General features: G+C 31.5%; 25 protein-coding genes and 2 riboswitches. Of the genes, 23 read left to right on the top strand and 2 right to left on the bottom strand.

Annotation, left to right across the window (positions count from 1 at the left end):
- Positions 1-429: 429 nt before the first annotated feature.
- From acpS to OREMA_RS0110810, 16 genes are all read left to right on the top strand, one after another.
- Positions 430-795: a holo-ACP synthase gene (acpS, locus tag OREMA_RS0110885; RefSeq protein ID WP_018249302.1), complete on the top strand. Its 366-nt coding sequence runs from the start codon at positions 430-432 to the stop codon at positions 793-795.
- A 113-nt stretch (positions 796-908) separates the two neighbouring features.
- Positions 909-2,471 carry a bifunctional ADP-dependent NAD(P)H-hydrate dehydratase/NAD(P)H-hydrate epimerase gene (locus tag OREMA_RS0110880; protein WP_018249301.1) on the top strand — a complete coding sequence of 521 codons (1,563 nt, stop codon included), beginning with the start codon at positions 909-911 and terminating at the stop codon, positions 2,469-2,471.
- Between the two features lie 112 nt (positions 2,472-2,583).
- Positions 2,584-3,039: a CBS domain-containing protein gene (locus tag OREMA_RS0110875; protein WP_018249300.1), complete on the top strand. Its 456-nt coding sequence runs from the start codon at positions 2,584-2,586 to the stop codon at positions 3,037-3,039.
- Positions 3,040-3,150: 111 nt separating this feature from the next.
- The gene (locus OREMA_RS0110870; protein WP_018249299.1) at positions 3,151-5,391 is read left to right on the top strand and encodes an IGHMBP2 family helicase; all 2,241 of its coding nucleotides are present in this window, start codon (positions 3,151-3,153) and stop codon (positions 5,389-5,391) included.
- 135 nt (positions 5,392-5,526) lie between these two features.
- On the top strand, positions 5,527-5,688 hold the full coding sequence (locus tag OREMA_RS19055) for a hypothetical protein (RefSeq protein WP_018249298.1): 162 nt from the start codon (positions 5,527-5,529) through the stop codon (positions 5,686-5,688).
- A 181-nt stretch (positions 5,689-5,869) separates the two neighbouring features.
- Positions 5,870-6,145: a CopG family ribbon-helix-helix protein gene (locus OREMA_RS0110860; protein WP_018249297.1), complete on the top strand. Its 276-nt coding sequence runs from the start codon at positions 5,870-5,872 to the stop codon at positions 6,143-6,145.
- 1 nt (position 6,146) lies between these two features.
- Entirely contained in the window at positions 6,147-6,497 is a 351-nt protein-coding gene (locus tag OREMA_RS0110855) for a type II toxin-antitoxin system PemK/MazF family toxin (protein ID WP_026188972.1), read from the top strand.
- Between the two features lie 145 nt (positions 6,498-6,642).
- Positions 6,643-7,812: a M20 metallopeptidase family protein gene (locus OREMA_RS0110850; RefSeq protein ID WP_018249295.1), complete on the top strand. Its 1,170-nt coding sequence runs from the start codon at positions 6,643-6,645 to the stop codon at positions 7,810-7,812.
- Between the two features lie 99 nt (positions 7,813-7,911).
- Positions 7,912-10,239 (top strand): DUF4292 domain-containing protein, encoded by a 2,328-nt coding sequence (locus OREMA_RS0110845; RefSeq protein WP_018249294.1) that lies wholly within the window; start codon positions 7,912-7,914, stop codon positions 10,237-10,239.
- Positions 10,240-10,537: 298 nt separating this feature from the next.
- Positions 10,538-11,008: a tRNA (adenosine(37)-N6)-threonylcarbamoyltransferase complex ATPase subunit type 1 TsaE gene (gene tsaE, locus OREMA_RS0110840; RefSeq protein ID WP_018249293.1), complete on the top strand. Its 471-nt coding sequence runs from the start codon at positions 10,538-10,540 to the stop codon at positions 11,006-11,008.
- The gene (tsaB, locus tag OREMA_RS0110835) at positions 10,989-11,687 is read left to right on the top strand and encodes a tRNA (adenosine(37)-N6)-threonylcarbamoyltransferase complex dimerization subunit type 1 TsaB (protein ID WP_018249292.1); all 699 of its coding nucleotides are present in this window, start codon (positions 10,989-10,991) and stop codon (positions 11,685-11,687) included. The genes tsaE and tsaB overlap by 20 nt, the downstream gene beginning before the upstream one ends.
- Before the next feature lie 4 nt (positions 11,688-11,691).
- Positions 11,692-12,150 (top strand): ribosomal protein S18-alanine N-acetyltransferase, encoded by a 459-nt coding sequence (rimI, locus tag OREMA_RS0110830; RefSeq protein WP_157280063.1) that lies wholly within the window; start codon positions 11,692-11,694, stop codon positions 12,148-12,150.
- 183 nt (positions 12,151-12,333) lie between these two features.
- Positions 12,334-13,356: a tRNA (adenosine(37)-N6)-threonylcarbamoyltransferase complex transferase subunit TsaD gene (gene tsaD / locus OREMA_RS0110825; protein WP_018249290.1), complete on the top strand. Its 1,023-nt coding sequence runs from the start codon at positions 12,334-12,336 to the stop codon at positions 13,354-13,356.
- A 102-nt stretch (positions 13,357-13,458) separates the two neighbouring features.
- Positions 13,459-13,863, top strand: coding sequence for a PDZ domain-containing protein (locus OREMA_RS18410; RefSeq protein ID WP_018249289.1), 405 nt, complete (start codon positions 13,459-13,461; stop codon positions 13,861-13,863).
- A 120-nt stretch (positions 13,864-13,983) separates the two neighbouring features.
- Positions 13,984-14,172: a hypothetical protein gene (locus tag OREMA_RS18405; RefSeq protein ID WP_018249288.1), complete on the top strand. Its 189-nt coding sequence runs from the start codon at positions 13,984-13,986 to the stop codon at positions 14,170-14,172.
- A gap of 137 nt (positions 14,173-14,309) precedes the next feature.
- Positions 14,310-15,239: an L-lactate dehydrogenase gene (locus tag OREMA_RS0110810; RefSeq protein ID WP_018249287.1), complete on the top strand. Its 930-nt coding sequence runs from the start codon at positions 14,310-14,312 to the stop codon at positions 15,237-15,239.
- A 28-nt stretch (positions 15,240-15,267) separates the two neighbouring features.
- On the opposite strand, the gene OREMA_RS0110805 is transcribed toward OREMA_RS0110810, so the two are convergent.
- Together OREMA_RS0110805 and OREMA_RS0110800 are read right to left on the bottom strand one after the other, a co-directional pair.
- A complete protein-coding gene (locus OREMA_RS0110805) occupies positions 15,268-16,629 on the bottom strand; it encodes a PFL family protein (RefSeq protein ID WP_018249286.1) in 1,362 nt (453 codons plus the stop codon).
- 16 nt (positions 16,630-16,645) lie between these two features.
- The gene (locus tag OREMA_RS0110800; RefSeq protein WP_018249285.1) at positions 16,646-16,936 is read right to left on the bottom strand and encodes an ACT domain-containing protein; all 291 of its coding nucleotides are present in this window, start codon (positions 16,934-16,936) and stop codon (positions 16,646-16,648) included.
- A gap of 398 nt (positions 16,937-17,334) precedes the next feature.
- Between OREMA_RS0110800 and groES the strand changes: the two genes are divergently transcribed.
- From groES to OREMA_RS0110765, 7 genes are all read left to right on the top strand, one after another.
- A complete protein-coding gene (gene groES, locus OREMA_RS0110795; protein ID WP_018249284.1) occupies positions 17,335-17,622 on the top strand; it encodes a co-chaperone GroES in 288 nt (95 codons plus the stop codon).
- Positions 17,623-17,714: 92 nt separating this feature from the next.
- Complete coding sequence (gene groL / locus OREMA_RS0110790) at positions 17,715-19,361, top strand: chaperonin GroEL (RefSeq protein WP_018249283.1); 1,647 nt, start codon at positions 17,715-17,717, stop codon at positions 19,359-19,361.
- A gap of 148 nt (positions 19,362-19,509) precedes the next feature.
- A riboswitch (purine riboswitch) is annotated at positions 19,510-19,611 on the top strand.
- A gap of 133 nt (positions 19,612-19,744) precedes the next feature.
- The gene (gene guaA / locus OREMA_RS0110785) at positions 19,745-21,292 is read left to right on the top strand and encodes a glutamine-hydrolyzing GMP synthase (protein WP_018249282.1); all 1,548 of its coding nucleotides are present in this window, start codon (positions 19,745-19,747) and stop codon (positions 21,290-21,292) included.
- A gap of 203 nt (positions 21,293-21,495) precedes the next feature.
- Entirely contained in the window at positions 21,496-21,984 is a 489-nt protein-coding gene (locus tag OREMA_RS17690) for a CBO0543 family protein (RefSeq protein ID WP_018249281.1), read from the top strand.
- Positions 21,981-22,523: a CBO0543 family protein gene (locus tag OREMA_RS0110775; protein ID WP_018249280.1), complete on the top strand. Its 543-nt coding sequence runs from the start codon at positions 21,981-21,983 to the stop codon at positions 22,521-22,523. The genes OREMA_RS17690 and OREMA_RS0110775 overlap by 4 nt, the downstream gene beginning before the upstream one ends.
- A 140-nt stretch (positions 22,524-22,663) precedes the next feature.
- Positions 22,664-22,765, top strand: a riboswitch (purine riboswitch).
- Between the two features lie 107 nt (positions 22,766-22,872).
- Positions 22,873-24,189, top strand: coding sequence for an NCS2 family permease (locus OREMA_RS0110770; RefSeq protein ID WP_018249279.1), 1,317 nt, complete (start codon positions 22,873-22,875; stop codon positions 24,187-24,189).
- Positions 24,190-24,431: 242 nt separating this feature from the next.
- Positions 24,432-25,022, top strand: a complete 591-nt coding sequence (locus OREMA_RS0110765) for a cache domain-containing protein (RefSeq protein ID WP_018249278.1) — start codon at positions 24,432-24,434, stop codon at positions 25,020-25,022.
- Positions 25,023-25,087: the final 65 nt, after the last annotated feature.

Below are 25,087 nucleotides of genomic sequence, written 5' to 3'. Positions count from 1 at the left end.
AGGCAATTAAATTTTATCTCTTAATTCTCTTTAGGGTTTATCAACTCATCATACAAAGCCAGTCTTTTCTGTCTTAGGAGAGAGGAAATAAAAAAGATTAAAGCTATATTCAATAATATTTAAAAACAAAGTTTAAAAGAATAAATTATAAGGAGTATTATAAATTGAGAATAACACTGATATCTTAATATATCAGACGGAAGATGGAAAAACTAAGGTGGATCTAAGAAGGGAAAATGAAACGGTGTAGATGGCACAAAAAGTAATAGAGGACTTGTGTCAAAGAACTTCTCAAAATATTATCTTACATATTAAAGAAGATCTACAGTGAAGGAAAATTATATATATAATCCAATAGTATGAAGGATAAAAAAGGTAAATTGTAGAATTAATATATTATAATTGCTGAATAAGGAGTCTGAAGATGAGATGAAAGGATTAGGAGTAGACATTATAGAAATTGAACGAATAAAAGATGCTATTTTAAAGCATCAGAGGTTTAAGAAAAGGTTCTTTACAGAGAATGAGATAAATTATTGTGAAGATCATCAAAGCCCATGGCCTTACTATGCTGCTCGTTTTGCTGCTAAAGAGGCAGTTGTTAAAGCTTTAGGAACAGGGTTTAGAGGGTTTAAATGGACTGATATAGAGATTACTAAAGATGAGTTAGGAAAGCCAGAAGTATTATTACATAATAAAGCTCAATCTTTGCTAGAAGAATTTCAAATTAAAAAGATTATGATTAGTATCTCACATAGTAGAGATTATGCTGTAGCTCAAGCGATAGCGATATAATTTACAATTTATAATAAATAATTTCTAATTGAAACCTATTAGAAATTTAATAGATTTCAAGGGGTTTATTGTTTTTGATTATAATTTATCAATGCTTTGTGCTTTTGGAGGTGATGAAGATTAGAGTAGTAACTGCTGATCAAATGAAAGAGATTGATCGTTATAGTATTGAAGAGGTAGGCATTCCTGGCATAGTATTAATGGAAAGAGCAGCGTTGGAGGTTAAAAAGGTAGCTAAGGATTATTTATCTGACCTCAAAAAGAATAAGGTTATAGTCTTAGCAGGCACAGGTAATAACGGTGGTGATGGTTTTGCAGTTGCTCGTATGTTTCAGGAGGCTGGATATAATGTTGAAGTCTTTATTGTAGGAGAGAAGGTTAAGGTTACAGGTGATGCTAAAGTTAATTTAAATATATTAGAGAAGTTAAAAATCGAAGTAAAAGAAATAGTAATGGTAGAAGAGCTATTAGATCTAAAAACTAGATTAGATAGTAGTGACTTAATAATTGATGCATTATTAGGAATAGGTATTAAGGGTAAGTTAAGGGGAATATATCATAAGGTTATTTCTATAGTAAATAAATCAAATCTACCTGTGATTTCCATTGATATTCCCTCGGGAGTAGAGGCAGATACAGGAAGAGTTGAAGATATAGCTATTCAAGCTAAAGAGACTATTACTTTTGCTCTTCCCAAGTTGGGTACTATACTATATCCAGGAGCAGAATATGTTGGGAAATTAAATATAGTAGATATAGGTATTCCACATCAAGTGATTAAGCAACAAAATATAGACATTCATTTGATAACTGATAAACTAATTAATGATTTATTGCCAACTAGGGAGAAGGATAGTCATAAAGGTACTTATGGTAGATTGCTTTTAGTAGCAGGTTCAACAGGAATGACTGGTGCAGCTACCTTAGCTGCTCAAGCTAGCTTGAAGATAGGGGCAGGATTAGTAACAGTTGCTATTCCAAAAAGCTTAAATTCTATCTTAGAGAATAAATTAACTGAAGCTATGACTTATCCTTTATCTGAAACAGAGTTTGGTACATTAGCTATAGCTGCTCTAGAAGAGATAGAGAAGTTGATTAATAATAGAGATGTATTAGCAATTGGTCCAGGTTTGACTGCTAGAGATGAGATAGAGTATATTGTAAATAGTCTTCTTAAGCAGACAGATAAAACATTAGTTATAGATGCAGATGGGTTAAATGTTATAAATAATTTAGAGATATTAAAAGAAAGAGAAGGATCAACTATTTTAACTCCTCACCCTGGTGAAATGTCTAGATTAGTAAATAAGAGTATCAAGTATATTAAAAAAAATAGTATAAAGATCGCTAAAGAATTTTCTCAAGAATATGGAGTGGTTTTATTATTGAAAGGAGCTAGAACAATAATAGCTACACCTAAAGGGGATATTTATATCAATCCTACTGGAAATTCTGGAATGGCTACTGGTGGTAGTGGAGACGTCTTAACTGGATTAATTGCTGGATTATTGGCACAAAAGAATATAGATGTCAGAGCTGCCACTATTATAGCAACTTATTTACATGGATTAGCTGGTGACTTGGCAGTAGAAGATTTAACAGAATATAGTTTATTGCCAAGTAATTTAATAGATTATTTGCCACAAGCGTTAAAGGTAGTGACAAGTGACAAGTGACAAGTGACAAGTGACAAGTGACAAGTGACAAGTGACAAGTGACAAGTGACAAGTGACAAGTAGGTAATTACCAATTAATAGTTAATAACAACTAATTTAAGGAGGGGATAGTATGATAGCAAAAGAGATTATGACTAAAGAAGTAATTACTGTTACACCTGAACAGACTGTAAAGGAAGTAGCTAAGGTATTAACTGATAATAAAATCAGTGGTGTGCCAGTTTTAGAGGATGGAGAAGTAGTAGGAATAGTTAGTGAAGGTGATTTAATCGTTAGAGATAAAAAGTTGAATTTTCCTAATTATGTTTACTTTTTAGATAGTGTCTTCTATTTAGAGAGCTTTGAGAAATTTGAAAAGGATTTCAAAAAGATGGTAGGGGTCAAGGTTAAAGATATTATGACTACTGATTTGATAACAGTTAGTCCTGATACAAGTGTAGAAGATATTGCTACAATATTGACTGAAGATGAAGTAAATCGTGTACCAGTTATACAAGATGCTAAGTTAATAGGAATAGTTAGTAGAGGGGATATAGTAAGGTATATAAGCGAAGGTATATTAGATTAAATTTGAATAGTATTTAGGTGAATTAGATTTTTGACTACCCTAAATTTTTTTGCTATACTCATTAATGTGATCACACCTGTAAGGGTGTGATCTTTATATAGGGGGGATATAATGAGTATAGTAGTAATTGAAGACATAACAGATAATATTGGCCCTGGTGATATTGTAGGGGCTTTTACTAATGAAGCTGAAATTAATGCTAAAAAAATAGGTAAAATCAATCTTAAAGATGATTTTGCCTTTGTAGAAATAGATGATAGTGTTGCAAAAAAGGTAGTTAAAACTATGAATAATAGTCAGATAGCAGGAGAAAAGGTAAAGATCTATTTAGATGATGGATTTAAAGATAAATTACAGCAGGTGGAAAAGTATATCAAGAAATTCCGCTACTTAGTTCAATTAGAAAGAGAAGAAGAGATGAAAAGGCATGAATTAGAGATTAAGAATCTCACTGGTTATGAACGGCAAAAAAGGGGAAGGGCTATAATCAAGTTGAAGGGTCGAGATCAAGGGGAAGCTTTTGGTGGGAAAACTTCAATTAAGTTTATGTGTCAAAGGCAAGGACAAGCTTTACCAGATCATCAAATTAGTGTTGGTGATTTAGTGATGATTTCTAGAAATAATCCCTTAGCTAAAAATAACCCAACAGGTACAGTAGTAGAATTAAGTAATTATTCAATAACTGTAGTTTTTGATAATAGACCAAATAAATTTGTCTATGGGAAAAATCTTAGGCTAGACCTTTATGTTAATGATATTACTTATCAAAGAATGTTAGATTCATTGTCTAAGCTAAAAAATGCTAAAGGCAGATTAAAAGAATTAAGAGATAAACTATTAGGATTAGAAGAAATTAAATTTAATGATAGATTCTCCTTAGAGCTTGAAGATAGTTGCTTAAACAAATCTCAAAAAAGAGCGGTGGAATCTGCTTTGGCTGCTAAGGATTTATTTCTAATACATGGTCCACCAGGAACAGGTAAGACGATGACGGCAATTGAGATATTGGAACAATCTATCAGTAGATATAATAATATATTAGCTACTGCTGCTTCTAATATTGCAGTAGATAATTTGGTAGAAAGATTAATTAACAAGGGGATAAAAGTTGTTAGAGTAGGCCATCCAGCAAGGGTAACTACTGATCTTAGAGAACATAGTCTTGATTATTTAGTTCAAGAACATCCTAAATATAAAGAAGCTGTTGAATTTAGAGAAGAAGTTTATGAATTAATAGGAGAACAAAAGAATTTTACTCATCCTAGTGGTAGATGGAGAAGGGGAATGAGTAATCAACAGATTAAAAAGTTTGCTAAACAGGGTAGAAGCAATAGAGGGATAGCAGCTGAAAAGATTAAAGAGATGGCAAAGTGGATAAATCTACAAGAAAAAATTGATAATTTATTTAGAGAAATAAATAAATTGGAAACAGAGGCTATCGATGATTTAATTAATAATGCTGATATAGTTTGTAGTACAAATTCTACGGCTGGTTCAGAAGTGTTGGCAGATAATAATTTTGATTTATTATTGGTAGATGAGGCTACACAAGCTACAGAACCTTCAGCTTTAATTCCTTTGGTTAAAGCTAATAAAGTTATACTATTAGGAGATCATAAACAATTACCTCCAACTATATTAAATCAACGGGCTAAAGAAAAGGGACTAGATAAGTCTTTATTTGAAAGATTAGTAGAGATTCATGGATCTAATGCTAAAGAAGTATTAGAGCTTCAATATCGGATGAATAAAGATATAATGAATTTTGCAAGTCAGGAGTTTTATAATCAGAAATTAGTTGCTGCAAGAGATATTAAAGATATTAATATCCATCAGCTAGAGCTTAATTTTTCCGAAGGCAATTCACCTACAGAAAGATCTTTGAGCTGTAAAGAAGCTGTTGTTTTTTTGGATACTAAGGGTATGGAGGCTCCTGAAAATTATAAAAAAGGTTCTAGTTCAATTTATAATCGAATGGAAGCTGAACTAAGTGTAGAAACTATTAATCACATTATTAGTGCAGGCTTAGATAAGAGTGAGTTAGCTGTTATTTCTCCTTATAAGGATCAAGTTGATTTAATTAAAGGATTATCAAAAAGAGAAGGTATAGAGATAAGTACGATAGATGCTTTTCAAGGCCGTGAGAAAGAAATAATAATATTATCATTAGTTAGAAGTAATAATAAAGCTAAGATTGGTTTTTTAAGAGACATTAGAAGACTTAATGTATCCTTAACTAGGGCAAAAAGAAAGTTAATAATTATTGGAGATTCTTCTACTGTTACTGTTCATCCAACTTATGATAATTTAATTGAATATATTAAATCTAATGGATATTATTATGATTTATAAAAAGCAATTGGGATAAATTACTTGTCCGAAATGAATAATAAATTCTTAACTCTATTGACATATAAGTTATAGATAATATATAATGTTTTTAGTGGCTTTTATGTAGTTATAACTTAATATGAGGTGATAAAAACTATGGGTCAAAGCCAATTGTTAAGGAAAAGGTCTATTAGAACAGAAGACAAGGAAAAATTACGTGAAAGATTAAAGAGAGGCTACTGCCAAATGGCAGACTTGAATTTGAAATTGGCCCAGGAGGGATTACCAGCAGATAGAGAAGCTTATCAATATTTTTAGAATATATAGAGACGTTTATAGCGTCTCTTTTTATTCTATCTAATATGTATATTTTGTAGAATAATGTAAAAACTAGGGTATAGATTATTTTTATTTACTAAATTAAAACTTAATGTACACACTATAAATTTATTACACATATATTAATGTAAGTTTCAGCTACAATCTGGGGGTGTTCTTTTTGACTAATTTGAAAAAGGTTATGATTAGCTTGCCGAATAATTTATTAAAGGAAATTGACGGGTTTATTAAAGAGGATAATCAAGATCGGAGTCAATTTATTAGTGAAGCTATGGAGGTTTATGTAAAAGAGCTGAGGGTTAATAAATTTAAAGATGAAATGAGACAAGGCTATTTAGAAATGTCTAAATTAAACCTAGGTATAGCAACTGAATCTTTCATGGTTGAGAATAACACCTTTTTTAATTATGAGGCTAGATTAGCGGAGTGTGATTAAATTGACAATTAAACGAGGTGATGTTTACTATGCAGATTTGAACCCAGTTGTTGGATCAGAACAAGGTGGGGTGAGACCTGTATTAGTAATCCAAAATGATATCGGTAATAAATATAGTCCTACAGTTATTATAGCAGCTATTACTTCTAAGATTGATAAGGCAAAATTACCTACACATGTAGAAATAGATTCTGAGAGTTGTAGTTTAGATAGAGACTCAGTAATTTTACTAGAACAGATTAGGACTATAGATAAGAAACGCTTAAAAAGACATGTAACTCATCTCGGTGATAACATAGTAGGAGAAGTTAATAAGGCATTGGAGATAAGTATAGGTTTAGTTGATTTATAGTTGTTAATAATTTTAGCTAAGTAATTTACAAATTACTTAGCTAAAATTATTTTTTGTTATCTTTAACTTTCTTAATTAATATATATGTATTAGCTAACAGCTATTCAATAGTTGTTAGCTAATTTAAATTAAGGAAGTGGTAATTATGGATCAAATAATTAAATATATTGAAGAAATAGAGGATGAGTTAATCTCAATTAGAAGGGATCTACATCAATATCCTGAATTGGGTTTCCAAGAATATCGGACATCTCAAAAAATAATAGATTTTTTGGATGATTTGGGTATAGAAGTAAGAAAGATTGCTAAAACTGGTGTTATAGGATTACTAGATTGTGGTGAAGGTACAACAATTGCTTTGCGGGCTGATATAGATGCATTACCAATTGAAGAGAAGACAGATGTTAGCTATAAATCTAAAATTAAGGAAGTAATGCATGCTTGTGGTCATGATGGTCATACTGCCATTCTCTTAGCAACAGCTAAAGTATTAAGTAAATTTAAAGATAAATTAAGCGGCAAGATCAAATTTATCTTTCAGCCCGCAGAAGAAGGGCCAGGAGGAGCAGAACCTTTAGTTAAAGCTGGAGTATTAGATAATCCAAAAGTAGATCATATATTTGGTTTACATATAGAAGAATCTTTGCCTACAGGGGTAATTGGAATTCAACCTAAAACAGGTTCAGCAGCTGCAGATGAAATTGATATTATTATTAAAGGTAAAGGTGGGCATGCAGCAGCACCCCATCAAGGGGTTGATGCTATTTTGGTAGCTTCACAAGTTATTAATGCCTTGCAGACTATTATTAGTAGGCAAATTAATCCTCACCAATCGGTTGTAATAAGTTTAGGTACTATTAAAGGTGGGTATAAGAGAAATGTGATAGCTGATCAGGTTGAAATAACAGGAACTATTAGAACAACATCTCCTAACTTGAGAAATATGATTCCTGAAATGATAGAACAGATAATTAAAGGAATTACTTTAAGCCAAAGGGCAGGTTATGAATTAGATTATAGATTTGGCTATCCAGTTTTAATCAATTCTTCTGAGCTAGTAAAAGAGGTTAAGGAGGTTATTTTAGATATACCTTATGTTAGCAATATAAGATATATCTCTCAACCATCTATGGGGGCTGAAGATTTTGCTTATTATTTACAGCAAATCTCTGGTATCTTCTTTAGATTGGGCGCAGCTGATTCTAGTGAAGAATATTATCCTGGGCATCATCCTAAATTTAATTTTGATGAAAAGGCATTAAAGGTTGGAGTAGCACTTTTTGTCTATATTACTTTAAATATAATAAAGGACTAGGGTGATTCAATATAGAAATATATTTAAAAGTTAAGGTGTTATATTTATATATTTAACTATAAATGTTTTCAAAGCATCTGGGAGGGGGAAGTTATAAAATTGAAAAGATATTTACTAATAAGCATTCTAATTATTACACTGTTTTTTTCTGGTCAAGTAAAAGCTGAAGAGTTAACAGCTACTAGTTTATTGGATGAAGTTGCATCAGCTCTAAAACAGGTGAAAGATTTTAAGGGGACAGTTGTATCTAAGATATATTTAGATGATCAAGTAATAGATTATTATGCCCAAATTATGAAATCAAAAACTAGGTCAATGAGCCAAAATAATTTTGAAGAGAATAAAAACTTTAATATAGAAGAGGTAAAATTACTTAATGCCATTCCTTTGATCTATTTGCCACCTGATTATAATATGATAAAGAATTCTTTACCAATAGGTGGACAATCTAATTATCAAGATCCTTTTTATAATTTAGATAATTTTTACGATATGGAGCTGTTAGGTGAGTCAGTTTATAAAGAGCGAGAAGTTTATATTATTCAATTAGAGAATATGTTTGTAACTCAAAGATTATTTTTTGATAAAGAAAGAAGGGTAATTTCAAAGATAGAAATTTTTAATGGAGCTAATATAAAATTAGTAAGTATTAATTATAGTAATTTTGTATTATTTGATCCTAATATTTACTTACCTATGCAAATTGAAGTGAAGAATTCTAGAGATAGAATTTTAATGGAAATTATTTATCAAAATTGGGATGTTAATATAGGATTAACTGATTTTGATTTTGCAAAAGGTTTTGATGATACCTTTAAACAACAGATTGAACAGTTAAAAAATAAGATAAAATACTCACCCCGAAATGATAAATTATATTGGTTACTAAGTGACCTCTACAAAAAAGATGGCAACTTAGATGCTGCAGTTGCTAGCTTAAAAGATGCTATAAGAATAAAAGATGCACTAAAATATAGAAAAAGGTTAGTAGAACTTTATCAATTACAAGGCAAGTATCGTGAGGCTTTAGCTGAGGTTAGATTATCATTACAATCAAATTACAATAATTCAGAGATGCATTATTTATCAGGTGAGATACAATTGCAATTAGGGAAGATTGATCGGGCTCGAAATTCTATAGAAAAAGCAGTTGAATTAGATCCTGATAATAGTTTGTATTTAGAAAAATTATACTTAATCTATAGTAGTTTAGCAGATGGTTCTAATAGATATATGTTTGATAGGGCTAGAAGAGTTGCTAATAAGTTAGTTGATTTAGAACCTAAAAATAAAAAATATAGAATCTATTTGGGAGACATTTATTTAGAGCAGGGGGAAAAATTAAAGGCTATTAACTCTTATAATAAGGCTATAGAGTTGTCACCACAGGATACATGGGGATATATAAAATTGGCTCAATTTTATAAAAAGACTAATCAAGAAGATAAAGCAGAAGAGTTATATAGATATGTATTATATTTAGATGATTCTTTAGAGAATCAAAAACGTTTAGCTAACTTTTATTTTGAACAAGGAAAGTATAAATTGGCTTTAAAGGAGTATAAGTCTTTAAATAATAGGAGTACAGGAGATTTAGAGCTTAGACTTAGATTAGCAGAAAGTCATTTGGCTATGGAAGAGAATCAAAAAGGTCTAGAGATATTTGATAAAATATTAAAAGAGTATAACAATGGTGACTTATATTTAAAAGTAGGTTCTTTAGTAAGTAAGTATAACCTTGATGCGGCTATTGATATTTACCACTTGGCCTTAAATACTGAAGGTTTATTAACTTCTAATCAGATAGAGGAAGTCTATAAAAGGTTAGGATATATTTATTTTGAGGAAAAAAGTCAAGATAAGACTAAGGAATTAGATCAGATATTAAAGATTAATTCTCAAGCAAAGATTTATCAGTTATTAGGAGAATATAACTTTGCTGCTGGAGATCTAGAAAAGGCTATATCTTATTTTAAACTAGCTGTTGATAGAGAAGAGAGTTTTGAGAATCATTATAATTTAGCTGTATCTTATTTATTAGTAGATCACTTTGCTTTAGCTAAAAATGAGACAAACAAGTTAATTAAAGAAGGTTATTTGAAGGAATCTAAGAATTTATTACAAGTTATTGATGATATGATAAAAATACAAGAAGATTATTCAAATATTTATCAACCTGGTAGAATTAACCGCATAAAAGGTGACAAATTTAGAAAGCAAGGAAAGTTTAATCAGGCTTTATTGAAGTATAAGGAATCTATCTCTGAAAACTATGATTATGAGTTGTCTTATATTTATATAGGAGTTATTAGTGGCTTAAAAGGTGACCATTTACAATTACAGTTAGCTAAAAATGGATTAAAAGATAAAGAACTTGAGTTATTAGAAGAAATATTACTTTGTATAGAAAAGGTAAAAGAGTTTTAAATCTAAATATCTTTTAATAAATTTAAGTGGGAAGAGATAAATCTTCCCACTTAAATAACTTTATCTTTATTGGGATAAAATACATATTGAATATAATTTTTATACTCTTTACTTAATTAAGTTTATCTTTAAAGGTAAACTTAATTTCATTTTATAAAATTTGATAAATAAAAAGGAGATAATTATTTAAGATATAATTCTATTAACAGGAATAAAATAAATTTGACAATAATAGTAAACTTAATTTTAATTATTTATTAAAAATAATAAAAAAATGAATAAAGAGGTGTAAACTATAATGATAAAGATTAACACAAGCAGTCCTGAAGAAACATTTAAGGTTGGTAGAGAATTAGGTGAAAAGCTAAATCCTGGAGATATTGTTTGCTTACAAGGAGATTTAGGAGCTGGAAAGACTAATTTAGCAAAAGGTATTTGTGCTGGTTTAGGTGTGAAAGGTGAAATTACAAGTCCTACCTATACAATTGTTAATGAGTATCGTGGAAGAATGAAAGTAAATCATATGGACCTGTATCGAATTCGTAAAGAAGATGAATTATATGATTTAGGTTTTGAAGAATATTTATATGGAGATGGGGTTACTATTATTGAATGGCCTGATAAATCAAGAACATTAATGCCAGACAATTATTTAGATATTAACCTAAAAGGACAAGGAACTGAAAGAGAGATTAGAATTATACCACAAGCAAATAAATATATTGAATTAATTACGGAGTTGAAACAAGATGTTGGTATTAGCAATTGATAGCTCTACAAATTCAGGAAGTGTAGCTCTAATTTCTGAAGAAGGTATAATAGGAGAAACTTTATTAAATCTACAAGAGACTCATTCCCAGAGGTTGATGCCACAGGTAGTGAACTTATTGGAAGCTTGTGGATATAAGCCTAAGGATTTAGGTGGAATAGGAGTTGCTTTAGGTCCTGGCTCTTTTACTGGAATTAGGATTGGATTAACTACAGCAAAGACTTTAGCACAATCTCTTGATATTCCTATTGCAGGAATTTCTACCTTAGAGGCTATGGCTTATAATTTAGAGTATAGTAGGGGTTATTTATGTCCAATGATTGATGGGCGTAGAAACCGAGTCTTCACTTCGTTATATAGAGCTAATAATAATATTGAAGTAGAGAGCAAGGAATCTTTAATTAATATTGATGATTTATTAAGTCAATTATCAGAGATAGAGGATGATATATATTTTATTGGTGAAGTTGCTGGAGTTTATAAAGATAAAATTATTAAGATGATTAAAAACCCTAATTTTCTTAATTCTAATTTTAATCTCCCAAAAGCTGCTAAAATAGGAGAGTTAGCTCTCAATAAACTAATCTCAGGTGAAGGTGATAATTTATTTGCATTGACACCCAATTATTTAAAACGATCTCAAGCAGAGATTCAGTGGGAGAAGAAGCATAATCAGTGAGAGGATGTTAAAAGACTTGGAAAATTTATTGATTAGGCCAATGAAAAAAAGAGATCTTGATCAGGTATTAAAGATTGAAGAAGAAGTCTTTAGTGGTAGTAGTTGGTCTAAAAAAGCTTTTATTAATGAGTTAAAAAATAAATATTCATACTACTTAGTAGTTACTATTGCTGATAATATAATTGGCTATATTGGTGGCTGGTTAATCTTTGATGAAGCCCATATTACTACTTTAGCTGTTTCTAAAGAATTTAGAAGGCAGGGAATAGCTACAAGAATATTAGAAGAGTTCTTTGAGGATATAAGAAATGATAACATTCTCAAAGCAACTTTAGAAGTAAGAGTTTCTAATCAAGGAGCCCGTAAATTATACCTTAAAGAAGGTTTTGTAGAGTTAGGAATTCGTAAAAACTATTATAGTGATAATCAGGAAGATGCAATAATTATGTGGAAAGAACTTTAAAACAATGAACAGTTAACCGTTTACAGATTACAGTTAAGACTATTTAAAGTATAAAACATAATTGAAGATAAAAAGAAGTTTTGAGTTTTTAAGGGTAGATATAGTTAAACTACAAGAAATTATTTTTTTACTGTCAACTGTACATTGTCGACTGTGAATTAATATATTCGTGGAGGTTTAAAGATGATAAAGGAAGGATTTTTAACTTTAGGAATCGAGAGTTCCTGTGATGAGACATCGGCAGCAGTAATTAAGGACGGAAAAGAGGTCTTATCAAATGTAGTTGCTTCACAGATTGATTGGCATCGTAAATTTGGTGGAGTAGTACCAGAGATAGCTTCTAGAAAGCATGTAGAGTTGATTAATCCAGTTATTCAGGAGGCTCTAGAAGAAGCAGGGGTTAGTTATAGTGATCTAAATTTAGTGGCAGTTACTTATGGTCCAGGATTAGTAGGAGGATTACTAGTTGGTATTGCTGCGGCTAAAGCTATAGCTTATGCTCATGAACTACCTTTAGTTGCTGTTAACCATATTGAAGGTCATATTTATTCAAATTTCATATCACACCCTGAACTAAAGCCACCTTTAGTCTGTTTAACAGTTTCAGGAGGTCATACTGATTTATTATATTTTGAAGAGTTAGGTGAGTATGAGATTTTGGGGAGAACTAAAGATGATGCTGCAGGTGAAGCCTTTGATAAGGTAGCAAGAGTTATGGAGGTCGGTTATCCTGGAGGTCCAGCCATTGATAAGCTGGCTAAAACAGGAAATTTAGAAGCTATTGAGTTACCTCGTCCTTTGATTTATGATGATAATTATGATTTTAGTTTTAGTGGTTTAAAGACTGCAGTCTTAAATTATATAAATCAGAAGCAGCAAAAAGGAGAAGATATTCCTAAAGCTGATTTGGCAGCAAGTTTTCAACAGGCTGTTGTTGATGTATTAACTTCAAAAGTGATTAAAGCTGTTAAAGCTAAAGAGATAGGACAAGTCTTGCTATCTGGTGGGGTTTCAGCTAATAGTCACTTAAGGAGTGTTTTAGCAGCAGAATTAAAGCAATTAGGAGTAAAATTGTATTATCCTCAGCCTAAACTTTGTACCGATAACGCAGCTATGATTGCTACAGCAGGTTATTTCAAATGGAAATTAAAACAACAGACTGCGCCCTATTCGCTAAATGCAGATCCTGGATTAAGACTAGGATAAAATAATAGAGCCCTCCTATATAGGAGGGCTCTATTATTTTAAAATTGATCTTTACTTTCTTAGAAGGGTATACGGAAGTTATATCATGGTAGTATAGTGGAAATGCCACATTTAACTGGTTGGGATGATTTGGATAAGACTATTGCTTATCTAGATAGATATGGAGCTGAAACAATAAGAGTTTTCTTACCTGGTTATACTAAATATAGCCCAGAATCGATAAAATTTAATCTCAGTTTATGGAATGACTTAAGAGTATTTATAGATAAGTGTAGAACTAAGTATGAAGTACCTATTACTTTAGAACCTTCTAGGATAGTTAATTTAGACGCAATTATTAGTGGAATTATTAAAGATTCGCCAGCTGCTAAAAGCAAATTAGAGATTGGCGATAAGATAATAAAGGTTAATGATAAAGAATTATTTTCTAGAGTAGATGCATTCAATCAAATTTTAAAAGCAGCTAATCCTAAGCTATCTTTAGAGCGAACTGGAAGAGTAGAATAGATAATAATTAAGAAAGATAGAGGAGAACGATCCGGATTAGTATTTGATTATGATTTATCACTAGACTTAGTAGCAGATATAGAGCGTATTATAAAAAGTTGTTTTTTTGGAGGTTCAATTATGTCAGCTGGGTTATTGGTGGTAGATGATTTTAGAAAAGTATTATATCAATATCAAGAGGAATTGCTAGATATAGATTTAGTATTATTACCAGCTGTAGCTTTTAATTATTGGGGCGTGGATTTAGTTGGAGAGAGATATAGTAAATTAGAAGATGAGTTTGATATTCAGGTTGAAATAGTTGGGTAGGAGTAATAAAATTAATTTTTTATTTAGAACAGTTTGATTTAAGTAAGCACAAAGATTATAATTGACATATAACTAACATAGAAACTATTATGAAGTAAATAATCATATATCATAATTTCTTATTAGGAGGGATATGAATGAAAGTAGTTGTGATTGGTGCAGGTATGGTAGGAAGTGCAGTAATTGGTGAATTATTGGTTCATGGTGGCATTTCAGAGATTTATCTATTGGATCTTGATCGTGACAAAGCAGAAGGGGAAATTTTAGACTATTCCCATACAACATCTTATAATTACAATCCAAGTGCAAACTTAAAGATTGGTGATTATCATCATTGTAAAGATGCTGATTTAATAATCATGACAGCAGGACCTAGTATTAAAAAAGGTGAAACTAGAATCGATTTAGCAGGGAAGAATGCTAAAGTTATGAAAGATATAATGAAAAATATTACTAGATATACTAAAGATGCTATTATTATTACTGTTACTAATCCAGTAGATATTGTCACTTATGTGGCAACAGAAGAGTTTGATTATCCTCGGAATAAGGTTATTGGTACAGGAACTATAGTAGATAGTGCTCGTCTAATGAGGATTATTGGAAACAAATATAATTTAGATCCTAAGAATGTCTTCGCCTATATGTTAGGAGAGCATGGTGCAACTTCTTTTGCTCCTTGGAGTATCTCTAATATTTGTGGGTATACTTTAGAAGATTTTATTAAGATAAGAGGCTTTAATATTAATTTAGATAAAGCTCTTATAGAAGAGGATACTAAAAAGATTGGTATGGAGGTTTGGAGGAAGAAAGGATATACAAATCATGGTATAGCTGCTGGAGTTGGTAGAATAGTTAAAGCTATCTCTTTAGATGAAAAGTCTATCTTACCTGTATCAGTACTTCTTAAAGGAGAGTATGGATTAGAAGATGTAGCTTTAAGTGTTCCTTGTGTTGTTGGTGAAAATGGTATTGAGAAGATATTAGAATTTTCTTTAACAGAAGAGGAATTGAATAAACTGAGATTATCAGCTAAGTCATTAAAAGATACAATTGCAGAGATATAAAAATAAGAGGGCATATGCCCTCTTATTTTTAATTTGTTAAAGATTGAATTGGAGCAGGAATTCGACCACCACGGTGTACGAACTTATCTGCTTTAAATTTACTTACTTTCATAATTGGAGCTTCTCCAAGTAAGCCTCCAAATTTAACTTCATCTCCCACTTTCTTTCCAGGAGCAGGTATAATTCTAACAGCAGTAGTTTTCTTGTTGATCATACCGATTGCCATCTCATCAGCAGCAATAGCTGCAATTGTTTCGGCTGAAGTATCACCAGGAACTGCAATCATGTCCAGTCCAACAGAGCAGACACAGGTCATAGCTTCTAATTTTTCCAGAGATAGGGCTCCTATTCTTGTTGCCTCAATCATTCCTTGGTCTTCGCTGACAGGAATAAAAGCACCACTTAATCCTCCGACTGAGGATGATGCCATAGAGCCACCTTTTTTAACTGCATCATTTAAAAGTGCTAAGGCTGCAGTTGTTCCATGAGTACCACAATATTCAAGCCCCATACCTTCTAAGATATTTGCGACACTATCACCTATAGCAGGTGTTGGAGCTAAAGATAGGTCAACAATCCCAAAAGGAACATCTAACATTTCTGATGCTGTTTGTCCTACTAATTCTCCCATTCTTGTGATTTTAAAAGCTGTTCTTTTAATTGCATCAGCTAAGTGATTAAAGTCAGCATCAGGAAGTTTTTCTACTACATTCTTAACAACACCAGGTCCACTAACTCCGATATTAATTACAGTTTCTGGTTCTCCAGTGCCATGAAATGCCCCGGCCATAAATGGATTATCTTCTGGAACATTACAGAAGACAACAAGTTTTGCTGCACCTAGACCATCTTGATTAGCTGTTAATTCAGCAGCTTTTTTAATTGTTTGTCCCATTTCTAAAACTGCATCCATATTAATTCCAGCTTTAGTAGTGGCAACATTAACAGAAGAACAAACTCGATCAGTAGTAGCAAGAGCTTGGGGAATAGATTTGATTAGATTTCTTTCTCCAGCAGTATATCCTTTGTGTACTAGTGCTGAAAAACCACCGATAAAATCTACGCCAACCTTTTTCGCGGCTTTATCTAATGTTTGCGCAATACTAGTATAGTCAGTCTCTTCACAGGCATTAGCAATAATTGAAATAGGAGTTACAGATATTCTCTTATTGATAATAGGAACACCAAATTTTGCTTCAATACTGTTAGCTACTTTAACTAAATCTTTAGCTTTAGTAGTTATTTTATTGTAAATTTTTTCATTTAATATATTAATATCAGGATGTGCACAATCTCTTAAATTAATTCCCATTGTAATAGTTCTGATATCGAAATTTTCTGATTCTATCATCTTTACTGTTTCTAGAATTTCTCCAGTATTAAATAACAATTATTTCACCTCCTTGTTAAATGCGATGCATATAACGGAATACTTCTTCATGTTGTAGTTTTACTTTAACTTCTAATTCATCACTTAATTCTGTTAGTGCTTGATTAAATGATTCAAAATCTGTACTTAAATCACTTACTTCAACTAACATAATCATGGTAAAAAGATCATCTAATAAGGTTTGACTAATATCAATTATATTTGCGTTATGTTCTGCAAGTGTATTAGCTACTTTTGCAACAATTCCGACTTTGTCACTACCTAACACTGTTACAACAGCTCTTTCTTCTCCTTGTTTAGTAGGCATTTTTATCCCTCCTTATGTATAATTATAAGATTATTAATCTATATATTATAGTATTTGCTTTATAATGTCAATTAATGATTTCTTCCAAGAATATTCTTTTTGATAAGATTAATCTATTTAATTTGTAGTATAAGTTAATCTTCATTGGATATAATAGGCTAATGTGTTAATAAGGCAGAGTCAAGTGGTAGAAAAATAATCTTTTGATGAGAAAGAAGAAGATAAATGGATTTAATAGACTCTAACTAATAATAATTATTTAAGAAAGTTTAAATTTGGACTTGATTTTGTGGTAAAACTTAGTTATTATTATTTATGTAATGATTAGCACTCGGTAATGGTGAGTGCTAATAATATAAAGTTTAAAATTTCACATAAAATAAAAGGAGGGTTTTTTAATGAATATTAAACCTTTAGCTGACAGAGTAGTAATTAAGTCTGTTGAGAAAGAAGAGAAGACTAAGAGTGGTATTGTATTACCTGATACTGCTAAGGAAAAGCCTCAAGAAGGTGAAGTTGTAGCAGTAGGAGAAGGGAAAAAGTTAGATAATGGTGAAGTTATCGCTCCAGAAGTTAGTGTAGGAGATGTTGTTATCTATGGTAAATTTGCTGGAACTGAGATAAAACATGAAGGTGAAGAATACTTGATTTTAAGTGAAAAGGATATCTTAGCTCTACTTAAGTAACTAGTAATTAGTGACTGGTGACTAGTTATTAGAAGAAAAACCAAAAATTATTGATAATTTTTGATAAATATTTTGAGGAGGGTGACTACATAATGGCAAAGGAATTAAAGTTTGGTGAAGATGCACGTCGTGCTTTAGAAACAGGTGTTAATAAATTAGCTGATGCTGTAAAAGTAACTTTAGGACCTAAAGGTCGTAATGTTGTATTAGAACAAGGTTTTGGTGCTCCATTAATTACAAATGATGGAGTAACAATTGCTAAAGAGATTGAATTAGAAAATTCATATGAGGACATGGGTGCTCAAACAGTTAAAGAAGTTGCTACAAATACAAATGATGTAGCAGGAGATGGAACAACTACTGCTACTGTATTAGCTCAAGCAATTGTAAATGAAGGAATGAAGAATGTAGCTGCTGGTGCTAATCCAATGATCCTAAGAAAAGGAATTCAAAAAGCTGTTAAAGCTGCTGTAAATAAAATCAAAGAAATTAGTAAGCCAATTGAAGATAGAGATTCTATTGCTCAAGTAGCTGCTATTTCTGCTGCTGATGAAGAAATTGGAGAATTAATTGCTAAAGCTATGGAAGAGGTAGGAAAAGATGGAGTTATCTCTGTTGAAGAATCTAAAACTATGGGAACTGATTTAGAAGTTGTAGAAGGTATGCAATTTGATAGAGGTTATTTATCTCCATATATGGCAACTGATCAAGATCAGATGGTTGCAGATCTTGAAGATCCATATATCTTATTAACTGATCAAAAGATCGCTTCTATTAAAGATATGTTACCTTTATTAGAGCAAATTGCTCAACAAAACAAACCATTATTAATTGTTGCTGAAGATGTTGAAGGTGAAGCTTTAGCTACATTAGTAGTTAATAGTTTAAGAGGAACTTTCCAATGTGTAGCTGTTAAAGCTCCAGGATTTGGTGATAGAAGAAAAGCAATGTTAGAAGATCTTGCTACTTTAACTGGTGCTCAAGTAGTTACTGAAGATTTAGGATTATCTTTAGAAAATGTTGATGTATCTATGTTAGGTAGTGCTAATAAAGTAAAGGTTACAAAAGATGATACTACAATTGTTGATGGAGCTGGAGATGAAGCTAATATTGAGCAAAGAGTATCTCAAATTCGTCAACAAATTGAAAATACAACTTCTGATTTTGATCGTGAGAAATTAGAAGAGAGGTTAGCTAAGTTAGCTGGTGGTGTAGCTGTAATTAAAGTTGGTGCTGCTACTGAGACAGAATTAAAAGAAAGAAAATTAAGAATTGAGGATGCATTAAATGCTACTCGTGCTGCTGTAGAAGAAGGTATAGTAGCAGGTGGTGGAACTGCATTAATTGATGTCTTAACTGCTCTAGACGAATTAGACTTAGCTGGTGATGAAGAGACTGGTGTAGATATTATTAGAAGAGCATTAGAAGCTCCGGTAAGATTAATTGCTGATAATGCTGGATTTGAAGGTGCGGTAATCGCAGAAAAAGTTAAAGAAAAAGAAGTAGGAATTGGATTTAATGCATATACTGGTGAATTTGTAGATATGGTTAAGAGTGGAATTGTTGATCCTGCAAAAGTAACTCGCTCTGCTCTACAAAATGCTGCTAGTGCTGCTGCTACATTATTAACAACTGAAACTGTAGTTGTTGAGAAGAAAGATGAAGATAATGATGGTGGTGGAATGCCAGCAATGGGCGGAATGCCAGGTGGAATGGGCGGAATGCCAGGTATGATGTAATTAAATAATTGATTTTAAAGACCCCTAATTTTTAGGGGTCTTTTATTTTAGGATAAGCAAATTCTTTGCTTTAATTCTAAAATTCTTTTAAACTTGACAATGATAAAAATCTAATTTATACTACAAGATATAGAAGATAACAACTAAATAATAAATTTTGACATTGTTTCGTATAATTTCGAGAATAGGGCTCGTTAGTTTCTACCGGCTAGCCATAAACTAGCTGACTACGAGATATAGTGTCATTGGTATATTTATAGCTATATATCAATAACAGTATATCTCTATCTCCCAACTTATAATCCCTACTCTAGGTTTATTTTTTGGGAGATTTATTTTTATATTGAGTTAAGGAAATAATTATTTTGAGGGGGAAGCTAATAATGGATAATAATAACCATGAACTAATTTTGGTATTAGATTTTGGAGCACAGTATAGTAAACTAATTGCAAGAAGAGTAAGGGAGTCTAATGTTTATTCTGAAGTATTACCTTATGATGTTTCAGTAGATAGAATTAAAGAATTAAATCCAAAGGGGATTATCTTTTCAGGGGGGCCTGCCAGTGTATATGTAGAAGATGCACCTTATGTAGATGAGGAGATCTTTGAATTAGGAGTACCGATTTTTGGTATCTGTTATGGGATGCAAATAATGTGCCATACACTATCAGGTGGAAAGGTAGAGCGTGCAGACAGCCGTGAATATGGAAGAGCAATGATGAATGTCAAAAATGAGATGGATATCTTCACTGATTTAGGTGATAATCTTGAGTGTTGGATGAGCCATGGAGATAGAGTAACACAAGTACCTGAAGGTTTTGAAATCATTGGTTATACGGAAAACTCTCCAGCTGCTGCTGTAGGAAATCAAGAGAAAGGATTTTATGGTGTTCAATTTCACCCAGAAGTAGTGCATACACCAAGAGGAACGGAAATCATAAATAACTTTTTGTACAATGTATGTCAGTGCCAAGGTGATTGGACAACTAGTAATTATATTGAGGAAACAGTGGCAGAGATCAAGGAAAGAGTAGGAGATGCTCAGGTTATCTGTGGATTATCTGGTGGAGTAGACTCTTCAGTAGCTGCTGCTTTAGTTCATAGAGCAATTGGAGATCAATTGACTTGTATTTTTGTAGATCATGGTTTATTAAGGAAGAATGAAGGTCAAGAGGTAGAGGATACCTTTACTAAAGAATTTGATATGAATCTAGTCTATGTAAATGCTCAAGAGAGATTCTTATCTAAGCTAGCAGGGATAGCAGATCCAGAAGAGAAGCGTAAGATTATTGGTAATCAATTTATTAGAGTATTTGAAGAGGAAGCTGCTAAAGTCGGTAATGCTAAATATTTAGTACAAGGAACTATCTATTCTGATGTGATTGAGAGTGGAGGTAGTGAAGGTTCTTCTACTATTAAGAGTCATCACAATGTAGGTGGATTACCAGAAGATATGGAATTTAAGTTAATTGAACCATTAAGAGAGCTATTTAAAGACGAAGTACGTGAAGTAGGTTCAGAGTTAGGTTTACCTGATGAGATTGTTTGGAGACAACCTTTCCCAGGACCAGGGCTAGGAATTAGAGTTTTAAGAGAGGTTACTCAAGAAAAATTAGAGATTTTAAAAGAAGCAGATGCTATTTATAGAGAAGAGATTAAAAATGCCGGTTTAGGTAGAGAGATATGGCAGTACTTTGCTGTCTTACCTCCAATGCGTAGTGTAGGTGTTATGGGAGATGGACGGACATACTGTTATACAATCGGTTTAAGAGCTGTTAAGAGTAAGGATGCAATGACTGCTGACTGGGCTAGAATCCCTTATGAGGTATTAGAAAAGATATCTACTAGAATTACCAATGAAGTACCACAGGTAAATAGGGTAGTTTATGATATTACATCTAAACCACCAGCAACTATTGAGTGGGAGTAAAAGAAAGAATGCATTATGCATTCTTTCTTTAGTTTGAATTGTGAGTGAATCTATTACAAAAAGTCTATGAAGGTTTGAAGGTGGGTTAGAGGGAAAAAATATAATCAAAAGAAGCTTATACATTACTTAATGAATCACTAATACCTCTCATATTATTTGGATAGGCTATAAAGGAAAATTCCTAGCTGAGAGGACGATTCTATATGGCTTTTTCTATTACATTATTTATTATATCTTGGCTCGTTTTTTTAAAATTTGCTGACCGAAGTAAATTTTTTGAATACTCTCCAACCTGTTATATAGCTATGATCTTAGGATTGATGACCGATATATTAGTTCATCATTATCCTTTCTGGAAATATACTGCCGCTAAGAAACCTCAAATAATCATTAGACATTATTTGGATGATTTAGGAGTTTATTTTGTAGTAACTTATCTATTTATTCAGTGTTTACCTAAAACACAGAAGACTTTTAATATGTTAATCTATATCTTTGGGTGGACAGTAATTGCTGTATTAATTGAAGCGATTGCCTTAAAATTAACTGGTATAGAGCATGGACTAGGATGGAATCTAATATATTCTTATTTGTCTGATTGGCTACTATTTTTGATCTTTTATGCTCATTATAGATTAAGGACTAAATATTCTAATAAAGTTGAAAGTTTATTAAAGAGTGATAAACAATGAATCAAAAAGCATTTGAGGAGATAATTCGGTTGAATAAAATGATAGATAATGTAGCTCAAGAGTATTGGTTAAAAAGTGTCTTATATACACCACAATGGTGGCTATTAATATTTATGCTACTTATTCCATTCTTTATTTTATGGAAATTAATTGATAGAAATAGGTTACAGGAGGTATTATTATATGTATCACTTATGTCCTTGATTTCTATAATTTTGGATTGGATAGGGTTACAGATGATCTTGTGGGCTTATCCTTATCAACTTTTTCCAGCAACTCATCCTCTTTTGAATCCATTTAATCTCAGTTTTTTACCAATTACTTATGCTTTAGTTTATCAGTATTTCTATAAGTGGAAACAATTTTTAATTGCATTAATAATCTCATCATTTATCGCTAGCTTTGTTTTAGAGCCTTTATTTACTAAGGTAGGTATATACGTGTTGATTAATTGGAAATATTATTACTCCTTTCCGATATATGTAGGGATGGGAATAGGAATGAAATACTTTGTTGATAGAGTTGGTTTAGTTGAATAGGTCATGTAGAAAGAGACAATACGAACAATAAAATTATAAATTAAAAAAATATTAGTTTATTCTTGAACATTAATCATCTTTATGTTAATATTATATTGTAAACAAGAGATGAAACTGAATTTTTTAAACTGATTTTAATAAAATAAAAGTATAAGTAATTCCGTATAATATCAGGGATATGGCCTGAAAGTTTCTACCGATTAGCCGTAAACTAATCGACTACGGGATGTTGATGTTAGTTTTAAAACTACATCTTGATCCCAAGTTATTAATTCTAAATGGAATTATATCTTGGGAATTTTTTATTTTAATTCTAATAAAAATATCTTAATAGTAGGAGGGAACTTTAATGGCTACTTTTTTGGAAAGAATTTTTAAACTATCAGAAAACAACACAAATATTAAGACTGAGGTTGTTGCTGGAATTACTACTTTTATGACTATGGCTTATATTATTTTTGTGAATCCAAGTATTGTTAAAGCGACGGGGATGCCTTTTCAAGCAGTAATGATTGCTACTGCTATTTCAGCTGCTTTTGCGACTTTATGTATGGCTTTCTTAGCTAATTATCCTTTTGCGTTAGCACCAGGTATGGGGCTTAATGCTTACTTTACCTATACTGTTGTATTAGGAATGGGACTTAGCTGGCAAGAAGCTTTAGGGGCAGTATTTATTTCTGGAGTTGTTTTTTTATTGTTAACTCTAACTAAAGTTAGAGAGACTATTATTAATGCTATGCCAAATACTTTAAAATCAGCGGTAAGTGCTGGTATTGGATTGTTTATTGCATTTATAGGAATGCAAAATGCGGGAGTTGTTGTAGATCACGGAGCAACTTTAGTTACTTTAGGTGATTTAACAGATCCTAGCGCAATTTTGGCTATAGTAGGGATTATTATAACTGGCCTATTAATGGCTAAAGAAGTAAAAGGAAGTATTTTATGGGGGATTATTATTATTACTATTTTGGCTATTCCTTTAGGTGTAGCAGAAATGCCTCAAAAGATTTTTGAAGTGCCGACATTATCTAGTTGGTCTCCAGTATTGTTTAAGGCTGATATCGCTGGGGCATGGGGCAAAGGAATTTTGACAATAATATTTGCATTTTTATTTGTAGATTTATTTGATACAGCAGGAACTTTGGTAGGTGTAAGTCAACAAGCAGGATTCTTAGATGAAGATGGTAACTTGCCTAAGGTAGAAAGAGCATTATTGGCTGACTCAGTAGGAACAATTGCTGGATCTATGATGGGAACACCAACGGTTACCACTTATGTTGAATCAGCTTCTGGTGTTGCTCAAGGAGGAAGAACAGGTTTAACAGGTGTGGTTATTTCACTTTGTTTCTTATTATCAATCTTCTTTACTCCAGTAATTGCAATTGTGCCAGCTGCTGCTACTGCACCTGCTTTGATCATTGTAGGTTCATTAATGTTAAGGAATGCAGTTCATATTGAATGGGAGAATATAGCTGAAAGTTTGCCAGCCTTTGTAACAATAATTGCAATGCCTTTCACTTACTCAATTGCTACTGGTATTTCTTTAGGATTTATTTTATATCCTATCGTGAAGTTATTTCATGGTGAAGGAAAAGATGTGCATTGGGTTGTGTATCTACTAGGAGCCTTATTTATTCTGAAATATATCTTTTTAGGAGGAGCTTAATCTTCTGATGAATAAATATAGTCAAAAAGATAATTCACACTATGTGAATTATCTTTTTTTGTATTTTATAGATTAATTTTAAACTTTTTAAAATGTTGACATAAATGAATAAAAAATGTTAAACTACTAACATGTATTGAAAATCATTTTCAATACATGTTAGTAGTTTTGTTTTTAGATAGAAAATAAATATGAGAATCTATTTAATATACTTATAATTTAGAAAAGGAGATGTAGTAAAGATGCAAAAGTTAAGGGATTTGAGATTAAGATATAAAATCTTATTAGGAATAGGAACTACTTTTTTAATAGCTATGTTAATATTAGGAGCATCAACTCAGTACCAATTAAAACGGCTAAAAATCATTAATCAAGAGAATTTAAAACAGGTACTATTAGAAGAAGAGGTAAGTAATATGAAAAGTAAGGTTGATATTATGGCTAATAGTTTATCGCAAATTTATAAACGTAAATCTTCTGAATTAAGTGAATTAGAACTAAAAAATTTACTTAGGCAACATAATAAGCAAATTCAGTTTGGAGAAAATAATTTTTTTATAATTTATAATTATAAAGGAGAAGTTATATCTTATCCAACTAATACTACATTACAAGGAGAAAATCAGTGGGAATTACAGGATTCTGTTGGAAAATACATAGTACAAGAATTTGTTAATGTTGCCAAATCTGGTGGTGGTATTGTTGACTATTTCCATAAAAATTCTAAGACTGGTGAAGAAGAATTCAGGTTGAGTTATGTTAAGACAATACCAGGAACGAAACTTCTAATTATTTCTAGTAGCTACCATGGAAAGATTAATAATATTGTTTAAAATGCTAGTCAAACCATATCTAGATATAGAGAAAAGATTTCGACTATATTACTAATTACTTTTGT

The sequence above is a fragment of the Orenia marismortui DSM 5156 genome (assembly GCF_000379025.1).
GTDB lineage: Bacteria > Bacillota > Halanaerobiia > Halobacteroidales > Halobacteroidaceae > Orenia > Orenia marismortui.
Note: the sequence above shows the minus strand (reverse complement) of the source record. Positions and strands in the feature narration are given on the sequence as shown.